This is a genomic window from Pseudoalteromonas atlantica (genome assembly GCF_043641955.1).
GTDB lineage: Bacteria > Pseudomonadota > Gammaproteobacteria > Enterobacterales > Alteromonadaceae > Pseudoalteromonas > Pseudoalteromonas atlantica_A.
In genome coordinates this window covers 331,404-356,026 of the sequence record NZ_JBHZRV010000003.1, presented here as the reverse complement: position 1 = coordinate 356,026, position 24,623 = coordinate 331,404, and the positions used below count along the sequence as shown (strand labels likewise).

Here is a 24,623-nt window from a genome sequence, read left to right as displayed (position 1 = left end):
GGCAGCACCTATGTGGTGTGGTTGTTCCCCATAAATAGGTGATAACGCAGCATCAATGCCAAACAGGCGCTGCCCTTAGGGTTCTGCCTAAGGGCGTTAGCAGGACGCGGTAGCTTTGCTCGGTTTTGACTTAGCCCACTAGGTTACAAACCTCGCGCCGCAATTAAATCGCTCCTAGTTTGAACAAATTTCAATCCGCAAATGTCAACAAACCCTAATCTCACTCTTAATTTCCCCAACACTTAGCGCTATTTGCATTAGGTGTTGCTGTTTTAAGGCCTGAGTCGTCAATGATGAAAGTTTTGCATTCATCATCTTTTAAAGGCGGCCCTGCCGCTGGGGTTGCCTCAAAACTAAATGTCCCCGCATCGTTATCTACTTCAACAGTAATAGTGTAAAAACCGTGCTCAGTAGGCGATACAACACCTAAATTATCTAAATCATTGGTATATTGACGGTTATCAACAAAGAATTGCTCTTGCCTATTTGCTGCATCAAGCAATGTAGTTATAGCCTCTGTGCGCGCCGTACGCTTAACATGTTCAAAATAACTAGGTATAGCAACAGAAGCAATAATGCCTACAATCGCAACCGCTATCATGAGCTCAATGAGCGTGAACCCTTGCTGTTTACTTGTCTTTATTATCATTCACTTCTCGCTTATAAATGAAAGTCTGTTGAGTATTAAAACCAAAACCTATAGGAATCGCACTATCAACCAAATCAATGTTGCCATCCTCATCTAGTGAAATGCCAGGCCCTTTTATTTTTTTCGGAATAAATGGATTTTGCGCACTCAAATCAGAGCTTTCATTCGCTTTTATACCTGGTCCAATCATTAAAAATTGGCTTGTTGTTTCTACCTTTTTATTCTCATCATTCCCTCCATCTTCTCCGTCATCGCCCATACCGTCACAATATCCATTAGAGTTACTATCTACACAACTATCAGCACTACCAAAATAAAGTTGGGGCGTATCTGGCACGTCATTACTTGTTGTGAAGCTCAACTGATCATACACTTTTGTGCCGTAGTGCAAATGAAATGCATACAGTGATCCCGAACCGCCAGTTAATGAGCATTGATTAATGGTTTCTGTTGCTGAGGCTGGGGTGTAGCTCGTGTAATAAGCAACACCTCCAACAACAGTAGCAGCCGCGAGGGACTTTTCACCAATGGAGGGCAAGTCATAATACCAACCGGATTGCTTACTTAACTTTATTTCATTTTTAACAAACGTGTCGATATCGTCCAAAGAGTTACCAAAAGGGTCGTCATTTACATTCATTAAATCTGAAACAGTAATTGTATCTGGAACATCTAAACCCTTAAATGACTTAGTTAGCGTATTTACATCTCTAATCATATAGAGTTGATCTTTGGTTATTGTACCAATTGGGTTTGAGCGATTACCACTGCCTACCAAAACTGCATCAAATGGCGTGTCTTTTCGAGTAACAATGGTTTTTCCATTATAGGTAGTATTCGTCACCTTGCTATACATAGTACGAGCAATCATCGGTTTGTAAAAAAAGCGTCTATCCAGCGCATTTGTTGAGCCATTTAATTTAGCAAACTCAAAATGACTCCACTCACTTGTTTTATTGCTCGGCATATCAACTCGCCAAATACTGCCGCTGGTATCTGCCGCATAAATACGATCAATATAACCATCATAATCTGAATCCAATGGTGTTACTGACGCTGCTATGCTATTTTTGCCTTTAAAGCCTTTTTTAGGGGTTAATTCCCATAACAAACTACCATCAGAGGCTTTTACGATATAAATACCGCGACCTTTGCTATCATCTCCAAGTATAACGGTATCTTTATTAATGTCGTAACCGGCTCCAAATATCAGTACTGGTTCATCGCCAAATGCTTTTATGAACGAAACCGTTGGTGCAGACCATGTTTGCGCTAACTCAGTAAAGCTCCCTGTCCCTCCTTGAATTGGCCCGCCCCACATTAAACGTGGGTCATCTGGGTCGGTAATATTTAAACCATAATAATTGCTGCCTCCACGGCGCATACCAAAAAAGGCCCATACTTTATCGCTACCATTTACAATTCCATCACGGTTTGAGTCATCAAAATAGATCGTAATTGGGCCATCAACGCCGTATTTTTTTGTATCGGCTGCATTTTTACGAATGGGATCAATAATGCCATACAGGCTACTGGGAATGAACGCCCAACTTTCACTGACTGTGTTACCACTGTCTTTGAACATATGTAAAAACCCAGCGTTAGTGCCAATAAGAATTCTTACATCGTCATTACCATAGTCAACTGTAACAGGTTTAGAATGTAAAGGATCCCCAAAGATATCTTGCCTTTGATCGCTGCTTGAAGCGTCTCCATCTTCGTTATCGACATCTATGCCTCGAGCCCAATCAATCGTGTTTTCAAGTTCATCCTGATCAACGCCAAATGCTTTAGCCGCTTTAGCGTCACCACCATAAGCTGATGATACTGCATTCTTATTAAATGTTATAAGTCCGGCGGTTCCTGCATCGGTGTATAAATTGCGACCACTATTTGCGGTCGTTGAAAGCATCAAATTAACCCCGCCATTTTCAACTGAATTACCATCCGCCGCAGCAGTGCTAGGTAACCAAAATGTGCGTGCATCTTTATCAATTAAACCTTCCGAGTTGAGCGCCTGAAGGTTTGCAGAGTCAATAATTTGAGTGCCTGAAACTTTAAGCTTTTTTAAATTACCACGCCAACGAGCACCACTATCAGGGTAAAACATTGCGTAATAAATAGAATCACGGCTACGTGTTTGGTCAACATTATTACTCGCAATTGAAGGTGAGGTAAATGTGTCGTTTACTTCGCGAATACGCGTAATGGTATTTTTAAGTGCTTCTGAGAGTTGCTCTGCAGTGTCTGCATGCAAATATTGCCCGCCACCGTATTTTGCTGCTTCAGACAATAACTTTTTACCCGAGCTACTCATGCCTGTACCAAAACCAATAGGAAAAATTCGACCGAATTCACGCGTTTCTTTTGTTGGAGAATATAAATCAACTTCAACGTCTTTCGTGCCATTAATGACTTTAGACAGTGCTGTTAAATAGCTGTTACTGACTACGGGAGGGTTAGCAGTAAAATAGTAATTATGTAAATAATAAATATCATTATTTCTGTTTGAATCACTGGTAGGATCCCCATCTGTCATCAAAATAATGTTAATGCTGTTATCACAGCGAAGTGGTTCACCACTAATGGGCTTAAATGGAGACTTATAAACACCTGAGGACTCTGCAGTGTAATCTCTATCACTAGTATTACCACCATAATAAACGCCTTGACCAGTGATATAGAGGTAGGCTTCCCACAAAGTCTCAGTAAGTGGTGTACTCCCGCTTGCAGGTAAATTATCTACTTTATCTAACAAAAAGGATTTTGTCGCCCCTAGCTTTGCCAAGACATAACCACCAGCATCGCCATTAAAACGCATAAGGCCAAAATCAATATCATCGTTATCACTTACCAATTGCTTAATTGCATTTTTTGCGACATCGATTCTCCTATCATGGCACTGAGCTACAAACTCATTACTCTTTTTTATATAACACTGTTGCTCAAACTCATCGTAGCTATCATTACTTGCAAAACAGGTAACCACTTTATATTCAATTTCATCCTTGTCTTTATCCTTGCCTTTACCTTTACCTTTACCTTTACCTTTGCCTTTATCTTTATCTTTTCCTACGCTGTATTTCATATAGCATGTTTGGTCATCTCCATTGACAACACTCCAATCCATACTGCCCGATGTATCGAACACAAGTAACACCCGTGGTTTTTCATCAAGCTCAACTTTGTGGTTTACATACAATTCGATATCTTCAGCTACACTGAAAAAACTAAAGCACGTAAAAGCGATATATACCGACTTAATCATTAACTGTTTAATCTTCATTTTTAATCTCACTTAACCGCCAGTATTTAGGCTAGCCATTTGCTGTGCTATTCCAGTGGTTACCGTTATGGTGTGCTTGCTCTTTGAGCCATAAGTAATCGTTGAATTTATTTGAATCATGTTACATGCAATCCCCGCAGTGAAGTCGTAATCACGGGGACAGGGCAAATCAAGTGCGCCATTATTCAGGTTACTTAATTCACTCGCTGTATCGTCAATTTGTGTGAGTGGGATTGAGCCGTCTGGAATCTGCGCTTGTGTAAAAAGTAACTTACTTGTTCCACCTTTTCGTGCCTCTGTTGCAATTACTTTTTGTACATTGCCCATTAATATATTCTCAGCTTCTTCCCGCTCCAATGCAGCGTTGGTGATTTTTATATCAACACTGGCACTACTCATCAGCGTGACTGCAATGCCTGTAACAGCAACGACCATAATGAGCGCAGCAATTAAAACAACACCGCGTTGGTTGTTTGCTAATGTTAAATTCGCCATTGACTAGCTCCCACATTGTTTAAGCGTATCGTGGTGGTAAACAAAGCTCGGCGAAAACGATCATTGAATTCCAAAACGCGTTGATTAACATCTTCACCTAGGGTGTATGTTTGATTTACTTGATTAAGGTCAGCATCGGGCTGGAGTGATCTTACTAAGATAAACACCTGAACAGTTAAAATGCCACGGCGGTCTTCCCAGTCAGATGCAGTCATATTTTCCACACTGCGATATGTATCAATCCTGCTGTCAAAGTTAGTATCTAAACCAAATAAAAAGCGCATATTTTCAACACCTTCCATAATAGTCTCGGTGATCATGCCACCTTTAGGGGTTAGCCTTTTACGCATTAATACCGGTATTGTTAAATCTTGCTTATTTACTTGATAAGTCTGTTCATCAATGTAGTAAACGTGATGACGATACCGCCACACGGTTGAATTTGGGTTGGCTGGGTTTGCAGGGCCACGAGTAAACTCCCCCCACTCTTGCTGAGCAATAAAATAATAGTTGCCGTCGTTATTCTGTGCAGCATCTGCGGTATCTATTTGTAACCCTTCTAAAAACTTAAGCTGCAGAACATCAGTATCATCTTGTGCGTTTGAAATACAATTTAGCTGGTCACCACCACTTGATTCAATAGCATAAATAAGTCGGAAATTAGAATTAACACTATTATCTGGGAAACTTTTATTATTCAGTCCCTCAGTGCAATCCCCGGTCGGGTTACTGGCACTACCTGCAACAATGGTATTGTCTGCTGAAAATGAATCTTCATAAAATGTGCCCCAAAAACCAACTTGCTCTATATCACGCTGCATTATACTCAAAGCCAAGCGGCCAGTTTCCTGCAATTCGCCAATGGTCATGGTGTCTCGGGTGGTTACTTTCATACTCACGTAAGTAAACATGACACCGCCTAACACTAAGCCACCTATAAATAAGGCAACCATCATCTCAACCAAAGTAAACCCTTTTTGCTTCATTTAAGATGCCCTCAAATACATAAAACTTGTTAGAACGACAACTCTGCGCTTTTTATTGTTAGCACCACATTTAATCGCTGCTGTGTCACCGGTTGCAGTATATTCTTGTCGCCCTTGCCAACTAATGATGACTTCAAGGTTGAATGCGTTACTGCCCCTTGCGGCATCAGCTTGATTGTTAATACACACTGTTGCATCATCAAGTGCACCTGTGTTCTCGCGAGCTTGGATTGCTCGAATCCATTGTTGCTTATCAAGTGCTGCAATTTCAGCGGCCGTACACACATTAGAATAGCAACGTAACTGTTTATTTAATTTGTCATCACTTGTAAAGTTACCATTATAACGCGCTGTTAATCCTGCATTGTCATTCGCACGCATCCGCTGAATAATATCATTGCCAAGTGCTATTGCTGCTGAGCGCTGCATAGCATCAAAGCTTGCTTGCTTTGCTTTTGCCTGCAATGCCACTGCGCCAAGAAGTCCAAAACTTAAAATGATAAATGCAATTAACACTTCAACTAAAGTGAAACCGCGTACCGATTTAGGTGGTGAATTATGCATAATAGTGCCAAAAAAATTACTTACAGTAAGATTAATCGACCTTGTTTGAAATACAAGTGGTAGGTAGATAAGCGGTAGATTTAACTGATAAACGGTACTTAAGATAGAAAAGATTTAACGGCTTTATATTCACGCCTGCTGACAACTAACTCTTGCGCACAACCATCAACTTGTACTGCATGTGTTCCATCACTGTGTGTTTTTAATGCCAAAACCCGTTCTTTATTCACCAGTACTTTGCGATGAGTCCTTAAGAAGAAAGCTGGATAGTCTTGCTCTATTTGCTTTAAACTTTGATCGATTAACGCCTCCCCTCCACTAAATACAATGCGGGTATATTTATCCTCAGCAGACAAAAAATACACATCTCGAATTTGAACTGTTTTGATGCTGCCACCACTTTGATAGCTGATTGATTTAGTTTTTTGGGCTTGAAGGTGTGCCCGATTCATCCGCCCTAACTGTGCAGTTAGTTTTTCAACTGACTCTTTAGTAACAGGCTTAACTAAATACCCAACTGCCGATAATTGCAAAGCATCTAGTGCATGTTCAGGATGCGCAGTAATAAATACAACTGCTGGCGGAAGACTTAACTCATTAAGTTTTTCAGCCACTTCTAAACCACTCATTTGGGGCATATCAACATCTAAAAACACAATATCAGGACTAAAAGAGCTCGCGATCTTAAGCGCTTCTTGACCATTACAGGCTTGTGCAAAAGCTGTATATTCAGTCATATCACTTAGCAAGCGCTGAACTCTCATTCTCGCTAACGGTTCGTCATCTACAACCAGTGCCTTCATATCTTCCTCTCATCGAATAAAGGAAGAACCAACTTAACTCTGAAGGTCGAATTGCGAGCGCTGATATTCAATGTTGCTCTACCTTTATAATACAGGTTTAAACGCTGACGAATATTATCAAGTGCCATGCCATTTCCAGTACGCTTATGCTCTGCTGATGGTATCGGGTTTTCAATTAAAAATGTGATGGACTGCTTACTCACATTTAATAGAACATTGATTTGCGCCCCATTTGTAGATGGCTCTACCCCGTAACAAATTGCATTTTCGATTATCGGCTGTAACGTTAAACAAGGAATACTGATATCTGGGAGTGAATCTGGCAATTGCCAGTTCATTTTTAATCGTTCGCTAAAACGCCAGCTTTCAAGACTAATATATTGCTTCGTCAGGGCTATTTCATCTTGAAGTGTTACTCCTTCCCCCGCTTTGAGCGCTGCTTGTGATAAGGCAGCTAACGCTAAAATAGCACGCTCTGCTGCATCTGGGTCGCAATGTGTCAGCTCTGCAGCTGTATTGAGGCTATTATATAAAAAATGTGGACGTATACGGGCTTGCAAAGCATCTAACTCGGCTCTAGCAAGTGATTGTGTTTGTTTCTGTTTTTCAAAATATATTGTCAGAAATTGAACAAATAAGCAGGCAACTAAAAATACAATCAATAAATTATGAGATACAAATATCCATGGATTTGTAATATCGACTATACCGTCAATCATTTTTATGGCTAGCATACTCATTAGTATTGTCGTCATAAATAATGACACAAATAAACTTATGCTTTGTACGAGTTGAGAACGTTTACTCAATAGGTGACGTGTAAGATAAAGTACACTCAGGCTAAGTAGGAAGGTAAGCTGAATAAAAAGGCTGATAATCCCAAGGCGAACCCAAGTGTCATGTGATGGTGTTGGGGCAAACGCAAGTATTGTTGCAATAACTTGGCCAACCACTAGCGTAGCAAGTACACCTCTTTCAGTAAAAAGAGGTCCAAAAAGCAACGCATTGGGTTGCATTGACTTGCTCATTGGACTCTCTCCTTTGCCTATTTACGTTATTAACGTAACTCCACAGGTACGGCGAATACGATATTTTCTTCTTCGCCTGGATTTTCTATAACCTGTTTGCCACCTAGTTCTTTTAAACGACTAATAACTTGTTGTACAAGTACCTCAGGTGCTGATGCGCCTGCTGTCACTCCAACGCTATTTGTGCCGTCAAACCATGCATCTTCAACACTACTCGCATCGTCAATCAAATAAGCCACTGTGCCCATTTTATCAGCGAGTTCACGCAAACGATTTGAGTTTGAGCTATTTTTTGCACCCACAACTAAAAGCACATCCACTTTATCTGCTAAGTCACGTACAGCATCTTGACGGTTTTGCGTAGCGTAGCAAATATCATCTTTTCGAGGGCCATCAATAACCGGATACTTAGCACGCAGCGCGTCAATAACATCAGCAGTGTCATCAACCGAGAGCGTTGTTTGGCTACAGTAAAATAAATTATCAGGGTTTTTAACCGTTAGGTTAGCAACATCTTCAACAGTTTCGACAAGATAAATACCGCCTTCACTGTTATCATATTGCCCCATGGTGCCTTCAACTTCTGGGTGACCATGATGCCCAATAAGCACACATTCTGTGCCTTTTCGACTTGCACGGGTCACTTCCATATGCACTTTAGTAACTAGTGGGCATGTTGCGTCAAATACTTTTAATTCTCGGCGCTTAGCCTCACTGCGAACCGCTTGCGATACACCGTGAGCACTAAAAATAACAATACTGTCGTCGGGCACTTGATCAAGCTCTTCAACAAATACCGCACCGCGTCGTTTTAATCCATCAACAACATAACGGTTATGCACCACTTCATGACGCACATAAATTGGTTTTTCAAAAATATCTAGCGCGCGTTCTACAATGCTAATAGCACGGTCAACACCAGCACAAAAGCCACGCGGGTTAGCTAATAGAATATCCATTAATCATTTACCTTAGCCGTATTATCAACTTCTATAATTTCCACTTCAAAAGTCAGTTTTTGACCTGCAAGTGGATGATTAAAGTCAATAGTAACTGACTCGCCTTGCACTTCACGAACAAGTCCTGGTAATTCTGTACCATCAGGTTGTGTAAACGCAATAATAGAACCAACAGTCGCAGGGGTCTCAGAACCAAATTTACTTCGGTCAACATAATAAATGTTATCCGGATTTGGCTGACCAAACGCGTCTTCTGGCTCCAATTCAAATGATTTACTATCACCTGGTGCTAAACCAAATAAACACTTTTCAAAATTAGCTGTTAGGCTGCCATCACCCATCACAAGCTTTGCTGGCTTGTTATGAACCTTAGTAGAGTCAGCCGCTGAGCCATCAGATAGCTTGATCGAAAAATGAAAAATGACTTCTGAGTTTTCAGTAATAACTGTTTGGCTCATGCTTTATGCTCCTTTGGACTTTCGCCGGTAAAGGCATCAAATAATAACAACGCAGCACCGACACAAATTGCGCTATCAGCAATATTGAACGCAGGGAAGTGCCAGTTTTCATAATAGAAATGTAAAAAGTCGATAACGTAGCCGTAGTACATACGATCGTAAAGATTACCTATCGCTCCAGCTAATACTAGAGAATAAGCACCACACAAGACTTTATTTGATGCAGGCAAGCGTTTTAACCACCAAATTAATAGTGCGCTAATCGTGATTGCAATTGCACTTAAAAACCAGCGTTGCCAACCGCTTTCGTCACTCAAAAAACTAAATGCCGCACCGTAATTATGTACATAAGTTAGATTAAAAAACGGTAAGATATCAATTGAATCACGAAGATTCATAGTATTCACGACCAGTGTTTTACTGGCGAAGTCTGCTACTAAAAATAGCAGACTCAACCAAAGCCACACTAAACCACTTTTTTGGGCTAGCTTGCTCACTTACTACTCCTATGCGAATTGACGAGTTTCGCCTTCGCCATCTACGTTGCTCACACAACGACCACAGATTTCAGGATGAGCAGGATTACTTCCTACATCATCACAGTAATGCCAACAACGTTCACACTTTTGTGCATCCGTTGCTGCAACGCTAATGTATAGCCCTTCGATTTCAGTTGCATGAGTCGCATCAGGTTGTGCATCGACTACTGTAACCGTTACCTTTGATGTTAATAATACAAAGCGTAACTCATCACCTAAAGCAGCTAGCTTTTGTGCAAGTTCTGCTGTCGTATAAATGCTTACATCTGCTTGTAATGTTGCACCTATGATTTCTTCTTTACGTGCACCTTCAAGAACGCGGTTTACTTCATCACGAACAGTTAGGATAGTTAGCCAATCATCATTACTAAACTGACCTTCACTTACAGCCTCTAAGCCATCATACCAAACCGACGTAAACACATATTGACCACGCTCACCTGGTAAAGCTTCCCAAATCTCTTGAGCGGTAAAGCTCATTATTGGTGCCATCCAGCGCGTCATCGCTTCAGCAATATGATAAAGCGCAGTTTGACAAGAGCGACGAGCATGGCTATCACTTTTAGCTGTATATTGACGGTCTTTGATTACGTCCAAGTAGAACGAACCTAGCTCACCTGTACAGAAGTTCATCAGCTTTTGCGTCACTTGCAACATTTGGTAGCTATCATAAGCTGTTACAATTTCATCTTGTAACTGTGCCGCACGACTAACAATCCAACGGTCAAGCTCAACCATGTCATCAATAGCAACTTGATCTGTTTTTGGATCAAAACCACTTAGGTTAGCCAGTAAGTAACGGCTGGTGTTACGAATACGACGGTAACGATCTGCTGAACGTTTGAAGATTTCATCAGATACTGTCATTTCAGCAGTGTAATCCGTTGAAGCAACCCACAAGCGTAAAATATCAGCGCCTAGTTTGTTCATCACATTTTGCGGCGAAATAACATTACCTAATGATTTTGACATCTTACGGCCATTCTCATCCACGGTAAAACCGTGCGTAAGTACTTGGCGATAAGGTGCATGACCATTAATTGCAACAGAGGTCATCATTGATGACATGAACCAACCGCGGTGCTGATCAGACCCTTCTAGATATAAATCAGCTGGGCCAGTTAACTCTTCACGCGCATCGACAACACAAGCATGTGTCACGCCTGAGTCAAACCATACATCGAGTGTATCTTGTACTTTCATGTACTGCTTAGCGTCTGCTTCACCTAAAAGTGTTGCAGGGTCTAAGTCATACCAAGCTTGAATACCTGATTTCTCTACCAGCTTAGCCGCTTCTTCAATCAGTGATTGCGTGTTCGGGTGTAATGCACCGGTGTCTTTATCTACGAATAACGCGATTGGAACACCCCAAGTACGTTGGCGTGAAATACACCAATCAGGACGCCCTTCTACCATGTTTGCAATGCGGCTTTCGCCCCACTCAGGTAACCACTGGGTGTTTTTAATTTCAGATAACGAGTCTTGACGCAAATTAGCTTGATCCATGCTGACAAACCATTGTGGCGTAGCACGGAAAATAATTGGCGTTTTATGACGCCAGCAATGCGGGTAACTATGCGTTAGCGCATGATGATGCATTAGCGCATTTCGCTCGGTAAGCACATCGATTACGCTCGCATTCGCTTTGAATACATGCTGACCTGCAAATAATTCTGTGTCAGGTAGGTATACGCCATTAGCACCCACTGGATTGGCAACTTCTAGACCATACTGTAAACCAGCCACGAAATCTTCTTGACCATGTCCTGGTGCAGTATGAACAATACCCGTACCAGAATCTGTGGTTACGTGTTCAGCAACAATAACCGGCACATTAAAGTCATAAAATGGATGCGCAACGTGTAGATTCTCAATTGCAGCACCTTTTACATAACCTAAAACATGGTAATGGTTAAAGCCGTAACGATCCATGGCATCTTTTACCAGCTCTGAGCCTAAGATCAAACGCTGCTGTGCGCCTTCATCGTCAACTTGAACAAGGGCATATTCTAAATCAGCATGAACGGCAACTGCGCGGTTTGCTGGTAGCGTCCACGGTGTTGTTGTCCAAATAGCTGTACTTACTGTGCCAGTACCTTCATGGCCTGCTTTTAAATCAAATGCGTTAACAACCGCAGCTTGATCGGTAAATTCAAACCTTACATCAATCGCGGGTGATTGTTTATCTTGGTATTCTACTTCTGCTTCTGCTAATGCTGAACCACAATCTGTACACCAGTGAACCGGCTTTGCACCTTTGTGTAAATGACCTTTATCGATAATGCGACCAAGCACGCGAATAGCGTTGGCTTCAAAATCAAAGTTCATTGTTAAGTAAGGTTTATCCCAATCGGCAAAAACACCTAAGCGTTTAAAGTCAACCTTTTGGCCTTCAACTTGCTTTTTAGCATAAGCACGGCATTTTTCACGAAATTCAGCTGCGGTTACTTTAACGCCTGGCTTACCAACTTTTTTCTCAACCATTAATTCGATTGGAAGACCATGACAATCCCAACCTGGTACATAAGGGGCATCAAAGTCAGACAATGTTTTTGACTTAACAATAATGTCTTTTAAGATTTTATTAACTGAATGGCCTAAATGGATATCGCCGTTCGCATACGGAGGACCGTCATGCAAAATAAAAGTTTTTTTACCTTTTTTAGCGTTGCGAATTTGACCGTATAGGTCGTCTTCATACCATGTTTTAAGCATTTTTGGTTCACGTTGTGCCAAATTGCCGCGCATTGGAAACATTGTTTCCGGTAAATTCAAAGTATGTTTGTAGTCGCTCATTAATCCTACTTTCCGTATCGGCTACCTAATTTAAACCAAAACACTGTTTAGCGGCAGCAACGTCAGTTGCTATTTGTGCCGTCAATTGTGTTAATGTCTCGAATTTTTGCTCATCGCGAAGTTTTTTTATTAACTCCACATGCATAAACTGTCCGTATATATCTTGCGCAAAATTAAATAAATGTACTTCTAATAATGCGCGTGTTCCATTAAATGTGGGCTTGTTACCAATGTTTGCAACCCCATACAGTGTTCTTTCCCCAAGTGTTATTTGCACTGCAAACACCCCATTTACTGGGCACACTTGGCGTTTTAAAGCAATGTTGGCTGTTCTAAAGCCAAGCTCTCGGCCACGTTTCCAACCATGAATAACTCGCCCTGAAATAGCGTAGTTATGGCCAAGCATCGATTTTGCCTGCCCAAGTTCACCGTTAGCCAATGCTTCACGTATTAATGTGCTGCTTACTCTAGCATTTAATTGACGAAAACTCGCAGTGCTTTTCACGTCCATTTGTGCAGCTTCACCCATTTGGGTAAGTAACTTAAAGTTACCTCTGCGCTGTTTACCAAATCGAAAGTCATCACCCACAGTTAATGCTTTTACGCCTAACTTATTAATCAAAATCTCACTAACAAACTGCTCTGCTTGCATATTCGCAAATTGTTGATTAAAACTAATACAAATAACGCGTTCAATACCAAGATTATCTAGCAGCTTCAGTTTATCACGTAAACGTGTAAGTCGAGCAGGTGCGTTATTTTTTGCAAAAAATTCTTGCGGCTGGGGTTCGAATAACATCACTGTGCTTGGCAAATTATGCTTTTTAGCGTCTTTCAGCAAGCCTTTTAAAACTTCGGCATGGCCTAAATGAACACCATCAAAATTACCAATGGTCAATACACAGCCGTTGTGCTGCGTACGAATGTTGTGAATACCTCTAATTAACTCCATACCACCTAATTGCCTTTGCTAACCCGCCCGAAAATTTATTTCAGCCGTAGAATGGCCGATTATAATCTTTTTTTTAATTTGATTCAGTAGTTGCTACGTTTTTTATCGTATTTAGTCTTACGCCTAGCAAAAACATCGACAAGAAGTATGCAATCCCTGCTAGCACTAATAGACTACACAGTAAAACAACTTGTTCACTAAAGTGCCACTCACGCCATAAAAACTGGTTTGAAATATACCAAACACTCAACCCCATAACCGCACTAGAAATAATACACTTGAGGGCAAACCGACCACTAAAACTTGAAAAGCTATATACTTTTTCTTTCTTTAATTGTCTATACAGCAAGTAAGCATTGCAACTGGCGGACATTGAAGTGGCCAAAGCTAAGCCCAAATAACCAATAAACGGGGCAAGCATTATATTAAAAACCATATTAAGTACCAGCGTAATAATACCAATGCGTACGGGGGTTTTGGTATCTTGGCGAGCATAAAAACCCGGCGCTAACACTTTAATCAGCATAAAACTCACTAAGCCAACCGAATAAGCTGTAACCCCTAAACTTACCGCGTGGACATGGTCAATCTCACCATTTTTAAAAGCACCATGATCGAACAGCACTGAAATAATTAAAGGGCTGATGAGCATTAAGCCAACCATTGCAGGTAGGCCTAAAAAAATCACAAATCGCACACCCCAGTCCAATGTGTGCTGAAAATCACTACTTTTTTTAGTGCTATGTAACTTAGATAACGCAGGTAAGATGACCGTCGCTATACCAATGCCAAATAGCCCCAGTGGAAATTCAATCAATCTGTCAGAGTAATACAACCATGCAATAGAGCCTGTCATCAATAATGAGGCAATCATGGTATCGAGTAATAAATTAATTTGACTGATAGAAACACCAAACAATGCTGGAATCATCAATTTTCGGACTTTTTTAACGTTATCATCTTGCCAAGCCCAGCGAGGCTTACTAAGCATTCTTGCTCGATACAAAAATGGCAATTGAAACAATAGTTGCACAACACCACCAACAAAAACACCAATAGCAAGTGAATAAGCACCTACGCTAAATTTATCATGCAATAAAATCGCACAACTAATGATAGAGATATTAAGTAACACGGGAGTAAAAGCAGCCACGGCAAAACGGTTGTAAACATTCATTACTGCGCCACTTAATGCCACTAAACTTACAAAAAATAAGTAAGGGAAGGTCCATTTTAACAATTCACTGGCAAGAATAAATTTTTCACCGTCGGGGTTACCTTGATACCAATCAATAAACCAACCTGTACCAAACAGCCCTGCAATCACAGGTGAAGCGACAACACCAAACACTGTGACAATTAATAAAATAGTTCCTAGTGTGCCTGCAGCTTGAGCAACAAAAAGCCTGACTTTATCGTCACCTTGCTGCTCTTTAATTTCAGACAATACAGGCACAAACGCTTGAGCAAAGGCACCTTCAGCAAACAAGCGGCGTAAAAAGTTAGGTATTCGATTAGCAAATAAAAATACATCTGCCGCAGCATTGGCGCCCAGTAAATTTGCCACTACCGCATCGCGTACAAGGCCTAAAACACGAGATATCATGGTCATTGCACTAACAATCATGCCTGAACGAAATAATCCTTTTGCCACACTAAAACCTGCTTTAAAACCAATGGGAAAGTTAATTATGCCACAGTCTTTTTTATAAATCGCTCTAAAGCACTAGGCTCAGTGCATGGGCTTTGTTACAATAGGCGTATTAACTGCTAGAGCGGCAAATTGATGTTCGTTACAAAGGAGCAGTTTTTCTTGTTTTGTCAATTTTTTATTGACAATCATGATTAAAAAAGGCATATTCCACGGCCTTTAAATTAAGCTTATTTTAAGATTGTTAGGAGCAAACCTTGGCTAACATCAAGTCTGCAAAAAAACGCGCTATCACTAGCGAAAAAAACCGTCAGCATAACGCAAGCCGTCGTTCAATGATGCGTACATACTTCAAAAAAGTAGTTGTTGCTATTGAAGCGGGCGACAAGGAAGCTGCACAGCAAGCTTTCGCAGTTGCTACACCAATTTTAGACCGTTACGCAACTAAAGGTCTAATTCACAAAAACAAAGCTGCTCGTCATAAGAGCCGTTTAGCTGCTAAGATCAAAGCACTATAATTTGTTTTTGTAGAATATAAAAAACCGGCCTTGGCCGGTTTTTTTGTATCTAAAATTCGTTAACAACCCTACTTATACCAATTCGCTTAATTAAGTGATCTATTTTGAGGGTAAAAAAAACGTGTTGATAGCAAGGCAAAAAATTCGCTATTTAGTTGTTCTAAATGAGAATTTTTTAACACAGGAAGTGACACGTTTAGCCCCGCAAATGATTAAGTATTACTGCGGATTGGTATTATTAAGCTATCTCTAATTCTGGATAAAACTTTTTCAGCATGGCTGCTATTTTCTTTGGTGTAAAAGGTTTGACTACAAACCCCTTTGCTCCCTTATCAATAGCGTCTTTGACGTTTTCAACCGTTGAGTGCGCCGAAACCATCACAACATTAGAAGCCGGGTTAATTTCGTTTATCTTCGCAATAATCTCTTTCCCGTCACCATCGGGCAACTCAATGTCTAAAAAGATAATATTGTAATCAGCCTCCTGGCAAGCACTAATACACTGGGCTGCTGTAGACGCCTCTCTTACCTTCTCTATCCCTAAATGCATCAGTGTTTGATGCAGAAAGCTACGAACTGTACCTACATCATCGACTATTAAAATTGAAAGCTGCGCATTCATACTTGATCCCCATAGGCTATCAGCTAGGTTTAAGTTATTATACTTAAGAAATTTTTTAATACACTGATCTCATTATAGAGACACCTGCTTAAAAGGCCAGATTTGCTTTATGTCAAATAAAATAAAAAAACAATCTCTGCTGGGTAAAACCCCGCAACGAAATAAAACACAAAAGACATCAACTAAAAGATCTAACCCTGTAACAAGCCAAAATACAGCGAATACAGCTAATGACCTGAGTACGGATGAAAACAAACCAAAAAGCCGTAAACTAATTATAAGTATAATCGTTATAGTATTAGGCTTTTTAATTACACCAAAACCACAACTGATAACTTATCAGAAATTAGGATTGGTTACGCAAAGCGTATATTGGCCAGGCCTATTGGGCTATGGTGCAAACCTATTTGATTCTAGCTTACAGCCTAGAGCTGATCTAGAGCGCAATACGATTTATCTTTGCCAAGATCTAAAGCAACCAGCTACATGCCAAAAATACCGAATCACTGAAAAAAGCGGTTTTTTTGCCGCAATGAAAAAGTTAATTTTGGATTAGAAAAACTAATCTTAAAATTATAAAATTACTTGGTTGAAAGGTGTGTAAAAGATCACCATAATGGCGCTCCTTTTTAACCACAAGTACACTGAAACGACCATGTTAAACGAGCTAGATTGGCTTTTAAATTTTATACTGCTAGCCCTTGGATTAGGGGCATTATTTATCAATCAACTAACATTACTGCGTATTGCGGCTATAAGTGCCTGCGTATTACTGTTTTTATCGTTTAGTTTAGACTTAATGTCTTCGAGTGTTATTTCAAATATGAGCCTTGTGTTGATCAACACTTTTTATCTGTTCAAAGTATATACTTTTGGACAATTGAATGTGACCACGAATTAATATCTCTCCCAAGATAATTTTATACCCCGTTGAGTGAGCTCAATGGGGTATTTTTTTATCTGCGAAATGACTAAGATGGTGAACTAGGATAAAATCCGTTACGTATTAAGCTAATTTAAGGTGACTTATGTCAGTATCCGATTTTGATTTATTTTTATCATCCATGGAAGATGTAACACCGTTAAATCATGATACGGTTAAATTAACGCATTCAAAATCCACCCCTTCTTTATCACAGCAAGAAAAACGAAAAGCAGCTGAAGCAGATTTATTGATTGATGAAAACTATCTTCGCAGTGAACTTGTAGAGCTTTTACCCCCAGATACATTATTAAGTTTTAAAAACGCAGGTGTGCAAGATGGCGTATTTAAAAACCTACGCTTAGCAAAGTACCAAGTAGACGCCACGCTTGACTTACACGGCCAGCCTTTGAAATCTGCTAGACAATCATTATTTGACTTTATTACTGACTGTCAAATAAGAAACATTCGAGTTGTGTTGATACGCCATGGTATTGGTATAAAAAATAAAAAAACACCAGGGATACTAAAAAGCTACACCAACAAGTGGTTGCAAGAGCTAGATTGTGTTTTGGCATTTCACACAGCATTAAAGCAGCACGGGGGTATCGGTGCAACGTATGTGTTACTCAAGAAGAGTGAAGAAAAGAAGCATGAAAACAGAGAGCGTCACGCTAAACGATGACGCTCTTTAACCCGTTTATTTATTTTGTTGGATAACCACTGCACTGGGTGATTCAGCCGCATTTGCTTGATTAAACCAAGCAGATACGCCCATAAGTATAACCGAGACTACAATAAGACTAATTTTTACGCCACCTTGATGCTGTTTCATAGTACACCTTGTTTTTATTATTATTTTTACGCAACACGTCTACAATAACCAAAATCACACATGTTAACAAGATGTACACAACATGAATTGCTCAAATTTTAATAACCTTTTGTTCTATCAACCTTATACTTTAGTTCCAATCCATTCTGAAGACACTTTGCATTTTCTGCAATTTGCTCAGCTACACTATCAATACTGGATAAAGCAGCGCAATGCGGCGTTATTGTTATCGCAGGGTGAGACCAATACGGGTGCTCACTTGGCAATGGCTCAGAAGAAAATACATCCAGTGTCGCAGCGCGAATAACTTGATTATTTAATGCGGCTATTAAATCGTCATCGACAATATGTTGACCGCGTGCAACATTAATAAGCACCGCATGCTTGGGCAGTTGAGACAACAATGCTTTATTAATAATTCCCTTTGTTTTCACCGTCAAAGGTAATAAACACACAACAAAATCAGCTGACGGTAATAACGCTTCGAGCTGCTCTTGAGTATTTACGCAATTTACCCCCGCAACGTCTTTTAAGCTTTGCGAAAAAGCACTCACAGTAAAGTCGTTGAGTAATAACCTTTTTGCACAGTGTTGGCCTAATTCACCAAAACCTAGAAATAGAACGTGATTATGCGTATACGCACGTTTTGGTTGCCATAGGTTATTCTGTTGTTTATTAAAATATTCTCGTAATCTCAACTTCTGTGCCAACACATGCGTTAATACATATTCAGCCATGTCATTGGCTAGATACTGATCAACAATACGTGTTACCACAACATCTTTTGCCAGCAAGTCTAGATCAATACTATCTACTCCGGCACCAAAAGAAGACACGACTTTTAAATTAGGTAACTTTGACCACATGTTAGCCGGCGCCTGCCAAGCTACAACGAACTCAACCTCTTCTGGATGATCGCATTCAGGCCACTGAGAAATAACAACGCCAGGTAAGCTTTCCTTTAGCGCACTAATTAATTTAGTGCAATCTCTGTTACTAATAGCCAAAAGTAAATGCATAGTATCTAGCTCCTCCGCTAATCTATTTTATAGTGCCATTATATACACAAGTGACTGTGAAGGGATGAATCACTTTAAAAAGTCATACAACTGCAACTTAATTGTCATCGCCAGCTTCTACTCTGAACATATATTGATCGACTAAGACGAAGAGGTATTTATGATCAGTGTTGATAAAGTAATCGCAGCAAACCTTCCGCAACTAGAACACTCACCTAAAGTAAAGGGATTGGTAAAAAAAGGGTTGGGATATTTACTCCATGAACAAGAGTTTGTTGCGTTTGGCGATGCTTACCCACATTTACAAGGGATTGAGTTTGTAGAGCAAGTCCTAGACGAACTTGATTTTGATACTCGCTATAAACCTAAGCAAATTGAAAATATTCCCAGTGAGGGCAAGTTAGTGATTGTTGCCAATCACCCAATCGGCTCATTAGATGCTTTAGCGTTAATCAAAGTGCTATTTAGTGTTCGCAAAGACCTTAAAGTAGTCGCTAATAGGATGTTGATGTCAGTAACGCCTATGCATTCTTTATTATTACCTGTAGACAACCTCTCTGGTACGAGTAAAAAGAAAGAGCTGGGCAATATTCATAAACACCTCAAAGATGAGGGCGCTATTTTAATTTTCCCCGCGGGGGAAGTATCTCGCTTAAGCCCTACAGGTATCAAAGATTGCAAATGGAATAGCGGTTTCCTTCGCATAGCTAAAAAAGCGAACTGTGCCATTTTACCTATTTTTATCAAAGCAAAAAATAGTCCATTATTTTATGGCACATCCATGATTTACAAGCCATTGGCTAGCTTATTGTTAGTGAAGGAAATGTTTAAACAACGACAAAAATCTCTTGAGTTTGAAATAGGCGCATCAATTCCTCCTGAATCGTATTTAATTGAAAACTTGAAAGATAAAGAAGTAGTTAATCTTATCAGAAAGCAGCTGTACAGATTAGTCAGTAAAAAAACACTTCCCCTGAAAACCCAAACCCCTATTGCGTCATCTGAGTGTAGGAAAGAGCTAAAAAAAGCCATTGAAGCATGTCAGTTACTAGGTACAACGAACGATGGCATGCAAATATATCTGTATCAATATCAAGGAAGCTCTGCCATTTTTAGAGAGCTAGGTCGCTTGCGCGAAATATCGTTTCGTACTGTGGGTGAAGGCAGTGGAAAGCGCCGTGATATCGATAAATATGACATGGACTATCAGCATCTCGTCTTATGGGATCCAAACCAACTCGAGTTAGTAGGAGCATACCGTCTAGCTTGTGCACAGGAAGTTATTGATAAACAGGGACGAAAAGGGTTATACACGGATAGCTTATTTTCTTATAGTGATGAGATGACCCCTTATTTTGCAGCAGGCATTGAGCTTGGTCGTAGTTTCGTGCAACCTAAATATTGGGGACGCAAAAGCTTAGATTATTTATGGTACGGTATCGGGGCATTTATACAAAACTACCCCCAGTATCGCTACCTTTATGGCGCAGTGAGTGTATCTAATGCACTACCTGATCAAGCAAAAGCCATGCTGGTCCATTACTATCAGCATTATTATGGTACAAAAGACATAATTGCCACACCAAACAATGAGTTTAAAGCCACAGAGCAGCAGCTTAAACAATGCCAAAGCATTTTTTGCGGTGATGATATCAAAGAGGACTTTGTTGAGCTTAAACATATTCTTGCCAACATGGGGGCACAAGTTCCTACCTTGTTTAAGCAATACACAGAATTGTGTGAGCCTGGTGGCGTGCAGTTTTTAAGTTTTAGCGTAGACCCAGAGTTCAATAACTGTATTGACGGGCTGGTATTAGTGGATCTTAAAAAAGTCAAAGCAAGTAAAGCAAAACGCTACTTAGGTAAAAAGTGAGACCCTATACCCAAACCCTCTGGAGGTGTTTTAGGTATATCTCTATACACAAAAGAGAAAAATGCTCGCTCTAACAGCGAGCATTTTCATTGAATATGTTAGTTAGTAATTGCGTATATATTTGTTCTATTTTTACTAAGTCGTCAATTGGCACATGTTCATTCACTTGGTGAATTGTATTGTTACGTACCCCACATTCAATTACCTGCGTATGATTATTAGCAAAAAAGCGCCCATCAGATGTGCCACCACTGGTGCTTAATAAAGGGTAACTTCCTGTCACACTCAATACAGCCTGCTCTACATGCGCTAATAAACAATTTTTAGACTGGTGACTGGTATAAAATGATTCACAAGGACGCTCCCATTCTATGCTCAGACTTTGTGCTAAATCACCAAGCGCAAATTGAATTTCATTTTTAATATCTGCACTTTTATAACCATGGCTGTATCGCACATTAAACGTTATCTCACACTGAGCTGGCACCATATTATCAACCACATTGTCGATGTTGATCCCGGTGATTTGCAGGCTCGTATTTGAACCCGGCTCGTCGCATAGCCAATCAATGCTAGTAAGGCGCTTGATGACGTCTGCACTTAAGTGGGCTGCATTAATTGTGTTTTCAGGGTAGGCAACATGGCCTGCTTTTCCTGCAATATGTAAACGAGCAGATAGCGCGCCTCTTCGGCCATTTTTTATTGTATCACCGACCTTTAAGTGGCTTGTTGGTTCACCCACAATACACCCATCTAAGCAAACACTCTGCTGAGCTAAACTCTCTGCAATTAATAAAGAGCCATATTCAGCCTCTCCCTCTTCATCAGAGGTAATTAGCCAGTAAAAGGTGCCTTTTTTAGCTTCTTTATTAGTAACTAAATACTCAGTCGCACGCAGCATAGCTGCAACGCCTCCTTTCATGTCAGCAGCACCGCGCCCATACACAGCATCATCTAAAATAGCACCTGAGAAAGGGTCTGTACGCCAATGCTCAGGTGAGGCTGGAACAACGTCAATATGCCCCGAAAAAGCATAAATAGGCCCATCATCAAAACGTATTTTAGCAATTAAATTAGTTACATTATTAAAGGTAGTCTGCTCGCACTCAAAGCCGAGTGGAGCTAGTTGGCCTTCAAGCCAATCAATTGCACCCGCTTGATATGGAGTCACAGAATTAAATTTAATCAGGGTCTGTAAGTAATCAACAACCGTTTGGGCTGCGTTCGCTTTAGTCTGTAAGGGAGTTTGAATAGCTAACGTCATCTAAGTCACACCTATTTAATCAATAGACGTTTATTACAACGCGACTTTATGACCGCTTAATGACTCCCCTCTTCTATAAATGCTTCTTGCGTAACTTTAGCAATATTTTTATCTTCTTTGGTTAAGCGTGTTCGTTGCCAACGCCCATTACAAAACCACACATAAGATAATACAGCCACAGCAATATTGGTCACAGCAAACGAATACCAAATACCGTGATCACCTAATGGTGTGTGTTTTGACAAGATATAGGCAACAGGAAACTGCACCACACATTGAGAGAATAAAGCCAGTAACATCGCGTTTAACATATTACCCGATGCTCTAAATGCCGCTACTACACATAACTGCACGCCTATCCCACCCCATGTTAAGCTCATTACTCTTATAAAATGCGCACCTTTGTTTATCACATCGGGATCATCAGGGATAAAAAATGCCACCAGCGTCGCAGCAAAGATATAAGCAAGCACGCCGATAACCGTTAACCCGATTAACCCCCACACTACGGCGAGCTTTGTTATTTGGGCTGCACGTTTGATATTACCAGCGCCCATATTTTGTCCAACCAAGGTCGATACAGCCATCGACAATCCCATGGCTGGGATCATTATCATTTGTAGCACATTCGAACCCACGCCATACGCCGCGATGGTTTGAGTATCAAAGCTTGCTACCAAAAATGACATTATAATCAAACCAAATGCCCGCGTTGATAGCTCAACCGAGCCTGGCGCACCTATAATGAACGCCTGTTTTATATAGGCTAAATCAGGCATAAAGCTTGATAAGCTTAATTGAATACCATGGCGACCACGCATAAATATAATAACACCAGTCAATGCAGCAAGGCTTTGCGTAACGAGCGTTGCTAACGCAGCTCCCATTACGCCATATCCCTTAAAATCACCAAAACCAAAAATAAATAAAGGGTCAAGCACAAAGTTTAGTAAAACTGTACAACTAACAATGATTAAAGGCACCTTCGTTTGGCCAATCCCCCGCATTAATGCTTGGAACATGGCATAAATAAAAACAAAAACTACACCAATAAAGGATACATGCATAAACTTCAACGCATCGTTGTAAACAATTTCGTCGACTCCTAACAACGTTAAAAAATATGGCGATAAAGTGTACCCAATCAGACCCAATACACTGGCGGTGATTGTCACCATTAGCATAGTTTGACCAGCAACATGATTTACTTTTTCTTGTTGCCCCGCTCCCATATATTGAGCAGATAAAATAGCACCAGCCATTGCCAGTCCAGAACCTATCGCAATAACTAAAAATGTAACTGGCATACTCACTGATACAGCAGCCACTTGAGCGGCGCCTAATCGGCCAACCCAAAACGCATCTGTCAATTGATAAGCTGACTGCAAGATATTGATAAGAATAATCGGTATCGCGAGCTTTGTAAGCGCTTTGGCGATAGACCCATTGAGAAAAACTGAAGTGTTCTGGTTCATAGCATGCCTTATTTAGGCGCTTATTATAACGCAAAACCATGACTTACAGGTGAACAGAACGAAATCCATCGGCGTCAATATATTTCTATCATAAGTGGACCAAAACTTAATCTAAATCAAACAAACTCATAACCTTGTAAATGTGCTCAATAAACCTTGATCTAGAACAGTTTTTTATTTTTAAGTTGATTGATAATGGTCGCAATTCAAAAATAGTCGTTCTCGGAGAACAGCATGAAAAAACAACTTAGCGCAGCATTATTTACATCACTATTAATCGCTTCTCCTTTTGCAAGTGCAAACCTGAGTGTTAATGTCGGTGCTATTAATGTAAACCCTGACAATACCAACTCAGCGATTAATGAAAACACAGCATTAGGCTTAAAAGCAGACTCAGATACCCAGTTAGGTATTACTGTTGATTACGCATTAAATGATAACTGGGTTTTAGAGTTAGTGGCTGCAACACCTTTCTCTCATGACGTAAATGGTGCAGGCGGTTTAGCAGGCAATAATATTGCAACTATAAAGCATTTACCACCTTCATTATTTGCTCAATATCATTTTTTAGACAGCCAGTCAGCATTTCGCCCATTTGTAGGTCTTGGTGTTAACTACACTGTATTTTTTGATGAAGAGCCATCAGCTGCACTAAAATCAGTATTAGGCACAGATGATGTTGAAGTTAAACTGGATAACTCATTTGGTTTAGCAGCACAAGCTGGCTTTAATTACATGTTTGATAAAAATTGGGGCCTACACGCGATGGTATCCGTAATGGATATTGAGACTGATGCAACTGTGTATGCAAATGGCGCAGAGGCACTTACCTCAACAGTTAAGATTGACCCTGTGGTAGCTATGCTAGGTGTAAAGTACAGCTTCTAAGATTACGCACTAACAAAAAAAGGCCGCAAGGCCTTTTTTTA

The 24,623-nt window shown here is 40.3% G+C and carries 24 protein-coding genes; 6 read left to right on the top strand and 18 right to left on the bottom strand.

Annotated elements, in window-relative coordinates; translation table 11 throughout:
• Window positions 1-226 precede the first annotated feature (226 nt).
• The 13 genes from ACHUE3_RS09040 to murJ all read right to left on the bottom strand — a co-directional run bounded on the left by ACHUE3_RS09040 (window position 227) and on the right by murJ (window position 15,169).
• Window positions 227-649, bottom strand: coding sequence for a type IV pilin protein (locus tag ACHUE3_RS09040; protein ID WP_394192160.1), 423 nt, complete (start codon window positions 647-649; stop codon window positions 227-229).
• Entirely contained in the window at window positions 630-3,935 is a 3,306-nt protein-coding gene (locus ACHUE3_RS09035; RefSeq protein ID WP_394192159.1) for a pilus assembly protein, read from the bottom strand. Before ACHUE3_RS09035 ends, ACHUE3_RS09040 begins: the two co-directional genes overlap by 20 nt.
• Before the next feature lie 12 nt (window positions 3,936-3,947).
• A complete protein-coding gene (locus ACHUE3_RS09030) occupies window positions 3,948-4,430 on the bottom strand; it encodes a pilus assembly protein PilX (protein ID WP_394192158.1) in 483 nt (160 codons plus the stop codon).
• Window positions 4,418-5,416, bottom strand: a complete 999-nt coding sequence (locus ACHUE3_RS09025; RefSeq protein WP_394192157.1) for a PilW family protein — start codon at window positions 5,414-5,416, stop codon at window positions 4,418-4,420. The genes ACHUE3_RS09030 and ACHUE3_RS09025 overlap by 13 nt, the downstream gene beginning before the upstream one ends.
• Window positions 5,417-5,980, bottom strand: a complete 564-nt coding sequence (gene pilV, locus ACHUE3_RS09020) for a type IV pilus modification protein PilV (protein WP_394192156.1) — start codon at window positions 5,978-5,980, stop codon at window positions 5,417-5,419.
• Window positions 5,981-6,078: 98 nt separating this feature from the next.
• Window positions 6,079-6,783, bottom strand: a complete 705-nt coding sequence (locus ACHUE3_RS09015; RefSeq protein WP_394192155.1) for a LytR/AlgR family response regulator transcription factor — start codon at window positions 6,781-6,783, stop codon at window positions 6,079-6,081.
• Window positions 6,780-7,811, bottom strand: a complete 1,032-nt coding sequence (locus tag ACHUE3_RS09010; protein WP_394192154.1) for a sensor histidine kinase — start codon at window positions 7,809-7,811, stop codon at window positions 6,780-6,782. Before ACHUE3_RS09010 ends, ACHUE3_RS09015 begins: the two co-directional genes overlap by 4 nt.
• Window positions 7,812-7,840: 29 nt before the next feature.
• Window positions 7,841-8,770 carry a 4-hydroxy-3-methylbut-2-enyl diphosphate reductase gene (gene ispH / locus ACHUE3_RS09005; protein ID WP_394192153.1) on the bottom strand — a complete coding sequence of 310 codons (930 nt, stop codon included), beginning with the start codon at window positions 8,768-8,770 and terminating at the stop codon, window positions 7,841-7,843.
• Window positions 8,770-9,228: an FKBP-type peptidyl-prolyl cis-trans isomerase gene (fkpB, locus tag ACHUE3_RS09000; protein WP_394192152.1), complete on the bottom strand. Its 459-nt coding sequence runs from the start codon at window positions 9,226-9,228 to the stop codon at window positions 8,770-8,772. Before fkpB ends, ispH begins: the two co-directional genes overlap by 1 nt.
• Window positions 9,225-9,725 (bottom strand): signal peptidase II, encoded by a 501-nt coding sequence (gene lspA / locus ACHUE3_RS08995; RefSeq protein ID WP_099294582.1) that lies wholly within the window; start codon window positions 9,723-9,725, stop codon window positions 9,225-9,227. Before lspA ends, fkpB begins: the two co-directional genes overlap by 4 nt.
• 9 nt (window positions 9,726-9,734) lie before the next feature.
• Window positions 9,735-12,563 (bottom strand): isoleucine--tRNA ligase, encoded by a 2,829-nt coding sequence (ileS, locus tag ACHUE3_RS08990; RefSeq protein WP_394192151.1) that lies wholly within the window; start codon window positions 12,561-12,563, stop codon window positions 9,735-9,737.
• Window positions 12,564-12,588: 25 nt separating this feature from the next.
• Window positions 12,589-13,515, bottom strand: a complete 927-nt coding sequence (ribF, locus tag ACHUE3_RS08985) for a bifunctional riboflavin kinase/FAD synthetase (protein WP_394192150.1) — start codon at window positions 13,513-13,515, stop codon at window positions 12,589-12,591.
• Between the two features lie 73 nt (window positions 13,516-13,588).
• On the bottom strand, window positions 13,589-15,169 hold the full coding sequence (gene murJ / locus ACHUE3_RS08980) for a murein biosynthesis integral membrane protein MurJ (RefSeq protein ID WP_394192149.1): 1,581 nt from the start codon (window positions 15,167-15,169) through the stop codon (window positions 13,589-13,591).
• Window positions 15,170-15,423: 254 nt separating this feature from the next.
• Between murJ and rpsT the strand changes: the two genes are divergently transcribed.
• Window positions 15,424-15,684, top strand: a complete 261-nt coding sequence (gene rpsT / locus ACHUE3_RS08975; protein ID WP_016708897.1) for a 30S ribosomal protein S20 — start codon at window positions 15,424-15,426, stop codon at window positions 15,682-15,684.
• A 238-nt stretch (window positions 15,685-15,922) separates the two neighbouring features.
• Here the strand turns inward: rpsT and ACHUE3_RS08970 are convergent, their stop codons facing one another.
• Window positions 15,923-16,306, bottom strand: a complete 384-nt coding sequence (locus ACHUE3_RS08970) for a response regulator (RefSeq protein WP_394192148.1) — start codon at window positions 16,304-16,306, stop codon at window positions 15,923-15,925.
• A gap of 109 nt (window positions 16,307-16,415) precedes the next feature.
• Between ACHUE3_RS08970 and ACHUE3_RS08965 the strand changes: the two genes are divergently transcribed.
• From ACHUE3_RS08965 to smrA, 3 genes are all read left to right on the top strand, one after another.
• A complete protein-coding gene (locus ACHUE3_RS08965; RefSeq protein ID WP_394192147.1) occupies window positions 16,416-16,862 on the top strand; it encodes a hypothetical protein in 447 nt (148 codons plus the stop codon).
• 99 nt (window positions 16,863-16,961) lie between these two features.
• Window positions 16,962-17,207, top strand: coding sequence for a hypothetical protein (locus ACHUE3_RS08960; RefSeq protein WP_394192245.1), 246 nt, complete (start codon window positions 16,962-16,964; stop codon window positions 17,205-17,207).
• Between the two features lie 127 nt (window positions 17,208-17,334).
• Window positions 17,335-17,913 (top strand): DNA endonuclease SmrA, encoded by a 579-nt coding sequence (gene smrA / locus ACHUE3_RS08955; protein WP_394192146.1) that lies wholly within the window; start codon window positions 17,335-17,337, stop codon window positions 17,911-17,913.
• A 15-nt stretch (window positions 17,914-17,928) separates the two neighbouring features.
• Here smrA and ACHUE3_RS08950 read toward each other — a convergent pair whose 3' ends face one another.
• Together ACHUE3_RS08950 and ACHUE3_RS08945 are read right to left on the bottom strand one after the other, a co-directional pair.
• Complete coding sequence (locus ACHUE3_RS08950; protein WP_394192145.1) at window positions 17,929-18,063, bottom strand: hypothetical protein; 135 nt, start codon at window positions 18,061-18,063, stop codon at window positions 17,929-17,931.
• A gap of 98 nt (window positions 18,064-18,161) precedes the next feature.
• Window positions 18,162-19,082 (bottom strand): 2-hydroxyacid dehydrogenase, encoded by a 921-nt coding sequence (locus ACHUE3_RS08945; RefSeq protein WP_394192144.1) that lies wholly within the window; start codon window positions 19,080-19,082, stop codon window positions 18,162-18,164.
• 160 nt (window positions 19,083-19,242) lie between these two features.
• Between ACHUE3_RS08945 and olsF the strand changes: the two genes are divergently transcribed.
• Complete coding sequence (olsF, locus tag ACHUE3_RS08940) at window positions 19,243-20,955, top strand: bifunctional ornithine lipid synthase OlsF (protein WP_394192143.1); 1,713 nt, start codon at window positions 19,243-19,245, stop codon at window positions 20,953-20,955.
• A gap of 70 nt (window positions 20,956-21,025) precedes the next feature.
• Here the strand turns inward: olsF and dapE are convergent, their stop codons facing one another.
• Both dapE and ACHUE3_RS08930 read right to left on the bottom strand, forming a co-directional pair.
• Window positions 21,026-22,219: a succinyl-diaminopimelate desuccinylase gene (gene dapE / locus ACHUE3_RS08935; protein WP_394192142.1), complete on the bottom strand. Its 1,194-nt coding sequence runs from the start codon at window positions 22,217-22,219 to the stop codon at window positions 21,026-21,028.
• 56 nt (window positions 22,220-22,275) lie between these two features.
• Window positions 22,276-23,694, bottom strand: coding sequence for an MATE family efflux transporter (locus ACHUE3_RS08930; protein ID WP_394192141.1), 1,419 nt, complete (start codon window positions 23,692-23,694; stop codon window positions 22,276-22,278).
• A 234-nt stretch (window positions 23,695-23,928) separates the two neighbouring features.
• Between ACHUE3_RS08930 and ACHUE3_RS08925 the strand changes: the two genes are divergently transcribed.
• Window positions 23,929-24,582, top strand: a complete 654-nt coding sequence (locus ACHUE3_RS08925) for an OmpW/AlkL family protein (RefSeq protein ID WP_394192140.1) — start codon at window positions 23,929-23,931, stop codon at window positions 24,580-24,582.
• Window positions 24,583-24,623: the final 41 nt, after the last annotated feature.

Coding starts and splice junctions, on each gene's coding strand:
- ACHUE3_RS09040 (WP_394192160.1), bottom strand. CDS start 649: ATGATAATAAAGACAAGTAAACAGCAAGGGTTCACGCTCATTGAGCTC.
- ACHUE3_RS09035 (WP_394192159.1), bottom strand. CDS start 3,935: ATGAAGATTAAACAGTTAATGATTAAGTCGGTATATATCGCTTTTACG.
- ACHUE3_RS09030 (WP_394192158.1), bottom strand. CDS start 4,430: ATGGCGAATTTAACATTAGCAAACAACCAACGCGGTGTTGTTTTAATT.
- ACHUE3_RS09025 (WP_394192157.1), bottom strand. CDS start 5,416: ATGAAGCAAAAAGGGTTTACTTTGGTTGAGATGATGGTTGCCTTATTT.
- pilV (WP_394192156.1), bottom strand. CDS start 5,980: ATGCATAATTCACCACCTAAATCGGTACGCGGTTTCACTTTAGTTGAA.
- ACHUE3_RS09015 (WP_394192155.1), bottom strand. CDS start 6,783: ATGAAGGCACTGGTTGTAGATGACGAACCGTTAGCGAGAATGAGAGTT.
- ACHUE3_RS09010 (WP_394192154.1), bottom strand. CDS start 7,811: ATGAGCAAGTCAATGCAACCCAATGCGTTGCTTTTTGGACCTCTTTTT.
- ispH (WP_394192153.1), bottom strand. CDS start 8,770: ATGGATATTCTATTAGCTAACCCGCGTGGCTTTTGTGCTGGTGTTGAC.
- fkpB (WP_394192152.1), bottom strand. CDS start 9,228: ATGAGCCAAACAGTTATTACTGAAAACTCAGAAGTCATTTTTCATTTT.
- ileS (WP_394192151.1), bottom strand. CDS start 12,563: ATGAGCGACTACAAACATACTTTGAATTTACCGGAAACAATGTTTCCA.
- ribF (WP_394192150.1), bottom strand. CDS start 13,515: ATGGAGTTAATTAGAGGTATTCACAACATTCGTACGCAGCACAACGGC.
- ACHUE3_RS08970 (WP_394192148.1), bottom strand. CDS start 16,306: ATGAATGCGCAGCTTTCAATTTTAATAGTCGATGATGTAGGTACAGTT.
- ACHUE3_RS08965 (WP_394192147.1), top strand. CDS start 16,416: ATGTCAAATAAAATAAAAAAACAATCTCTGCTGGGTAAAACCCCGCAA.
- ACHUE3_RS08960 (WP_394192245.1), top strand. CDS start 16,962: ATGTTAAACGAGCTAGATTGGCTTTTAAATTTTATACTGCTAGCCCTT.
- smrA (WP_394192146.1), top strand. CDS start 17,335: ATGTCAGTATCCGATTTTGATTTATTTTTATCATCCATGGAAGATGTA.
- ACHUE3_RS08950 (WP_394192145.1), bottom strand. CDS start 18,063: ATGAAACAGCATCAAGGTGGCGTAAAAATTAGTCTTATTGTAGTCTCG.
- ACHUE3_RS08945 (WP_394192144.1), bottom strand. CDS start 19,082: ATGCATTTACTTTTGGCTATTAGTAACAGAGATTGCACTAAATTAATT.
- olsF (WP_394192143.1), top strand. CDS start 19,243: ATGATCAGTGTTGATAAAGTAATCGCAGCAAACCTTCCGCAACTAGAA.
- dapE (WP_394192142.1), bottom strand. CDS start 22,219: ATGACGTTAGCTATTCAAACTCCCTTACAGACTAAAGCGAACGCAGCC.
- ACHUE3_RS08930 (WP_394192141.1), bottom strand. CDS start 23,694: ATGAACCAGAACACTTCAGTTTTTCTCAATGGGTCTATCGCCAAAGCG.
- ACHUE3_RS08925 (WP_394192140.1), top strand. CDS start 23,929: ATGAAAAAACAACTTAGCGCAGCATTATTTACATCACTATTAATCGCT.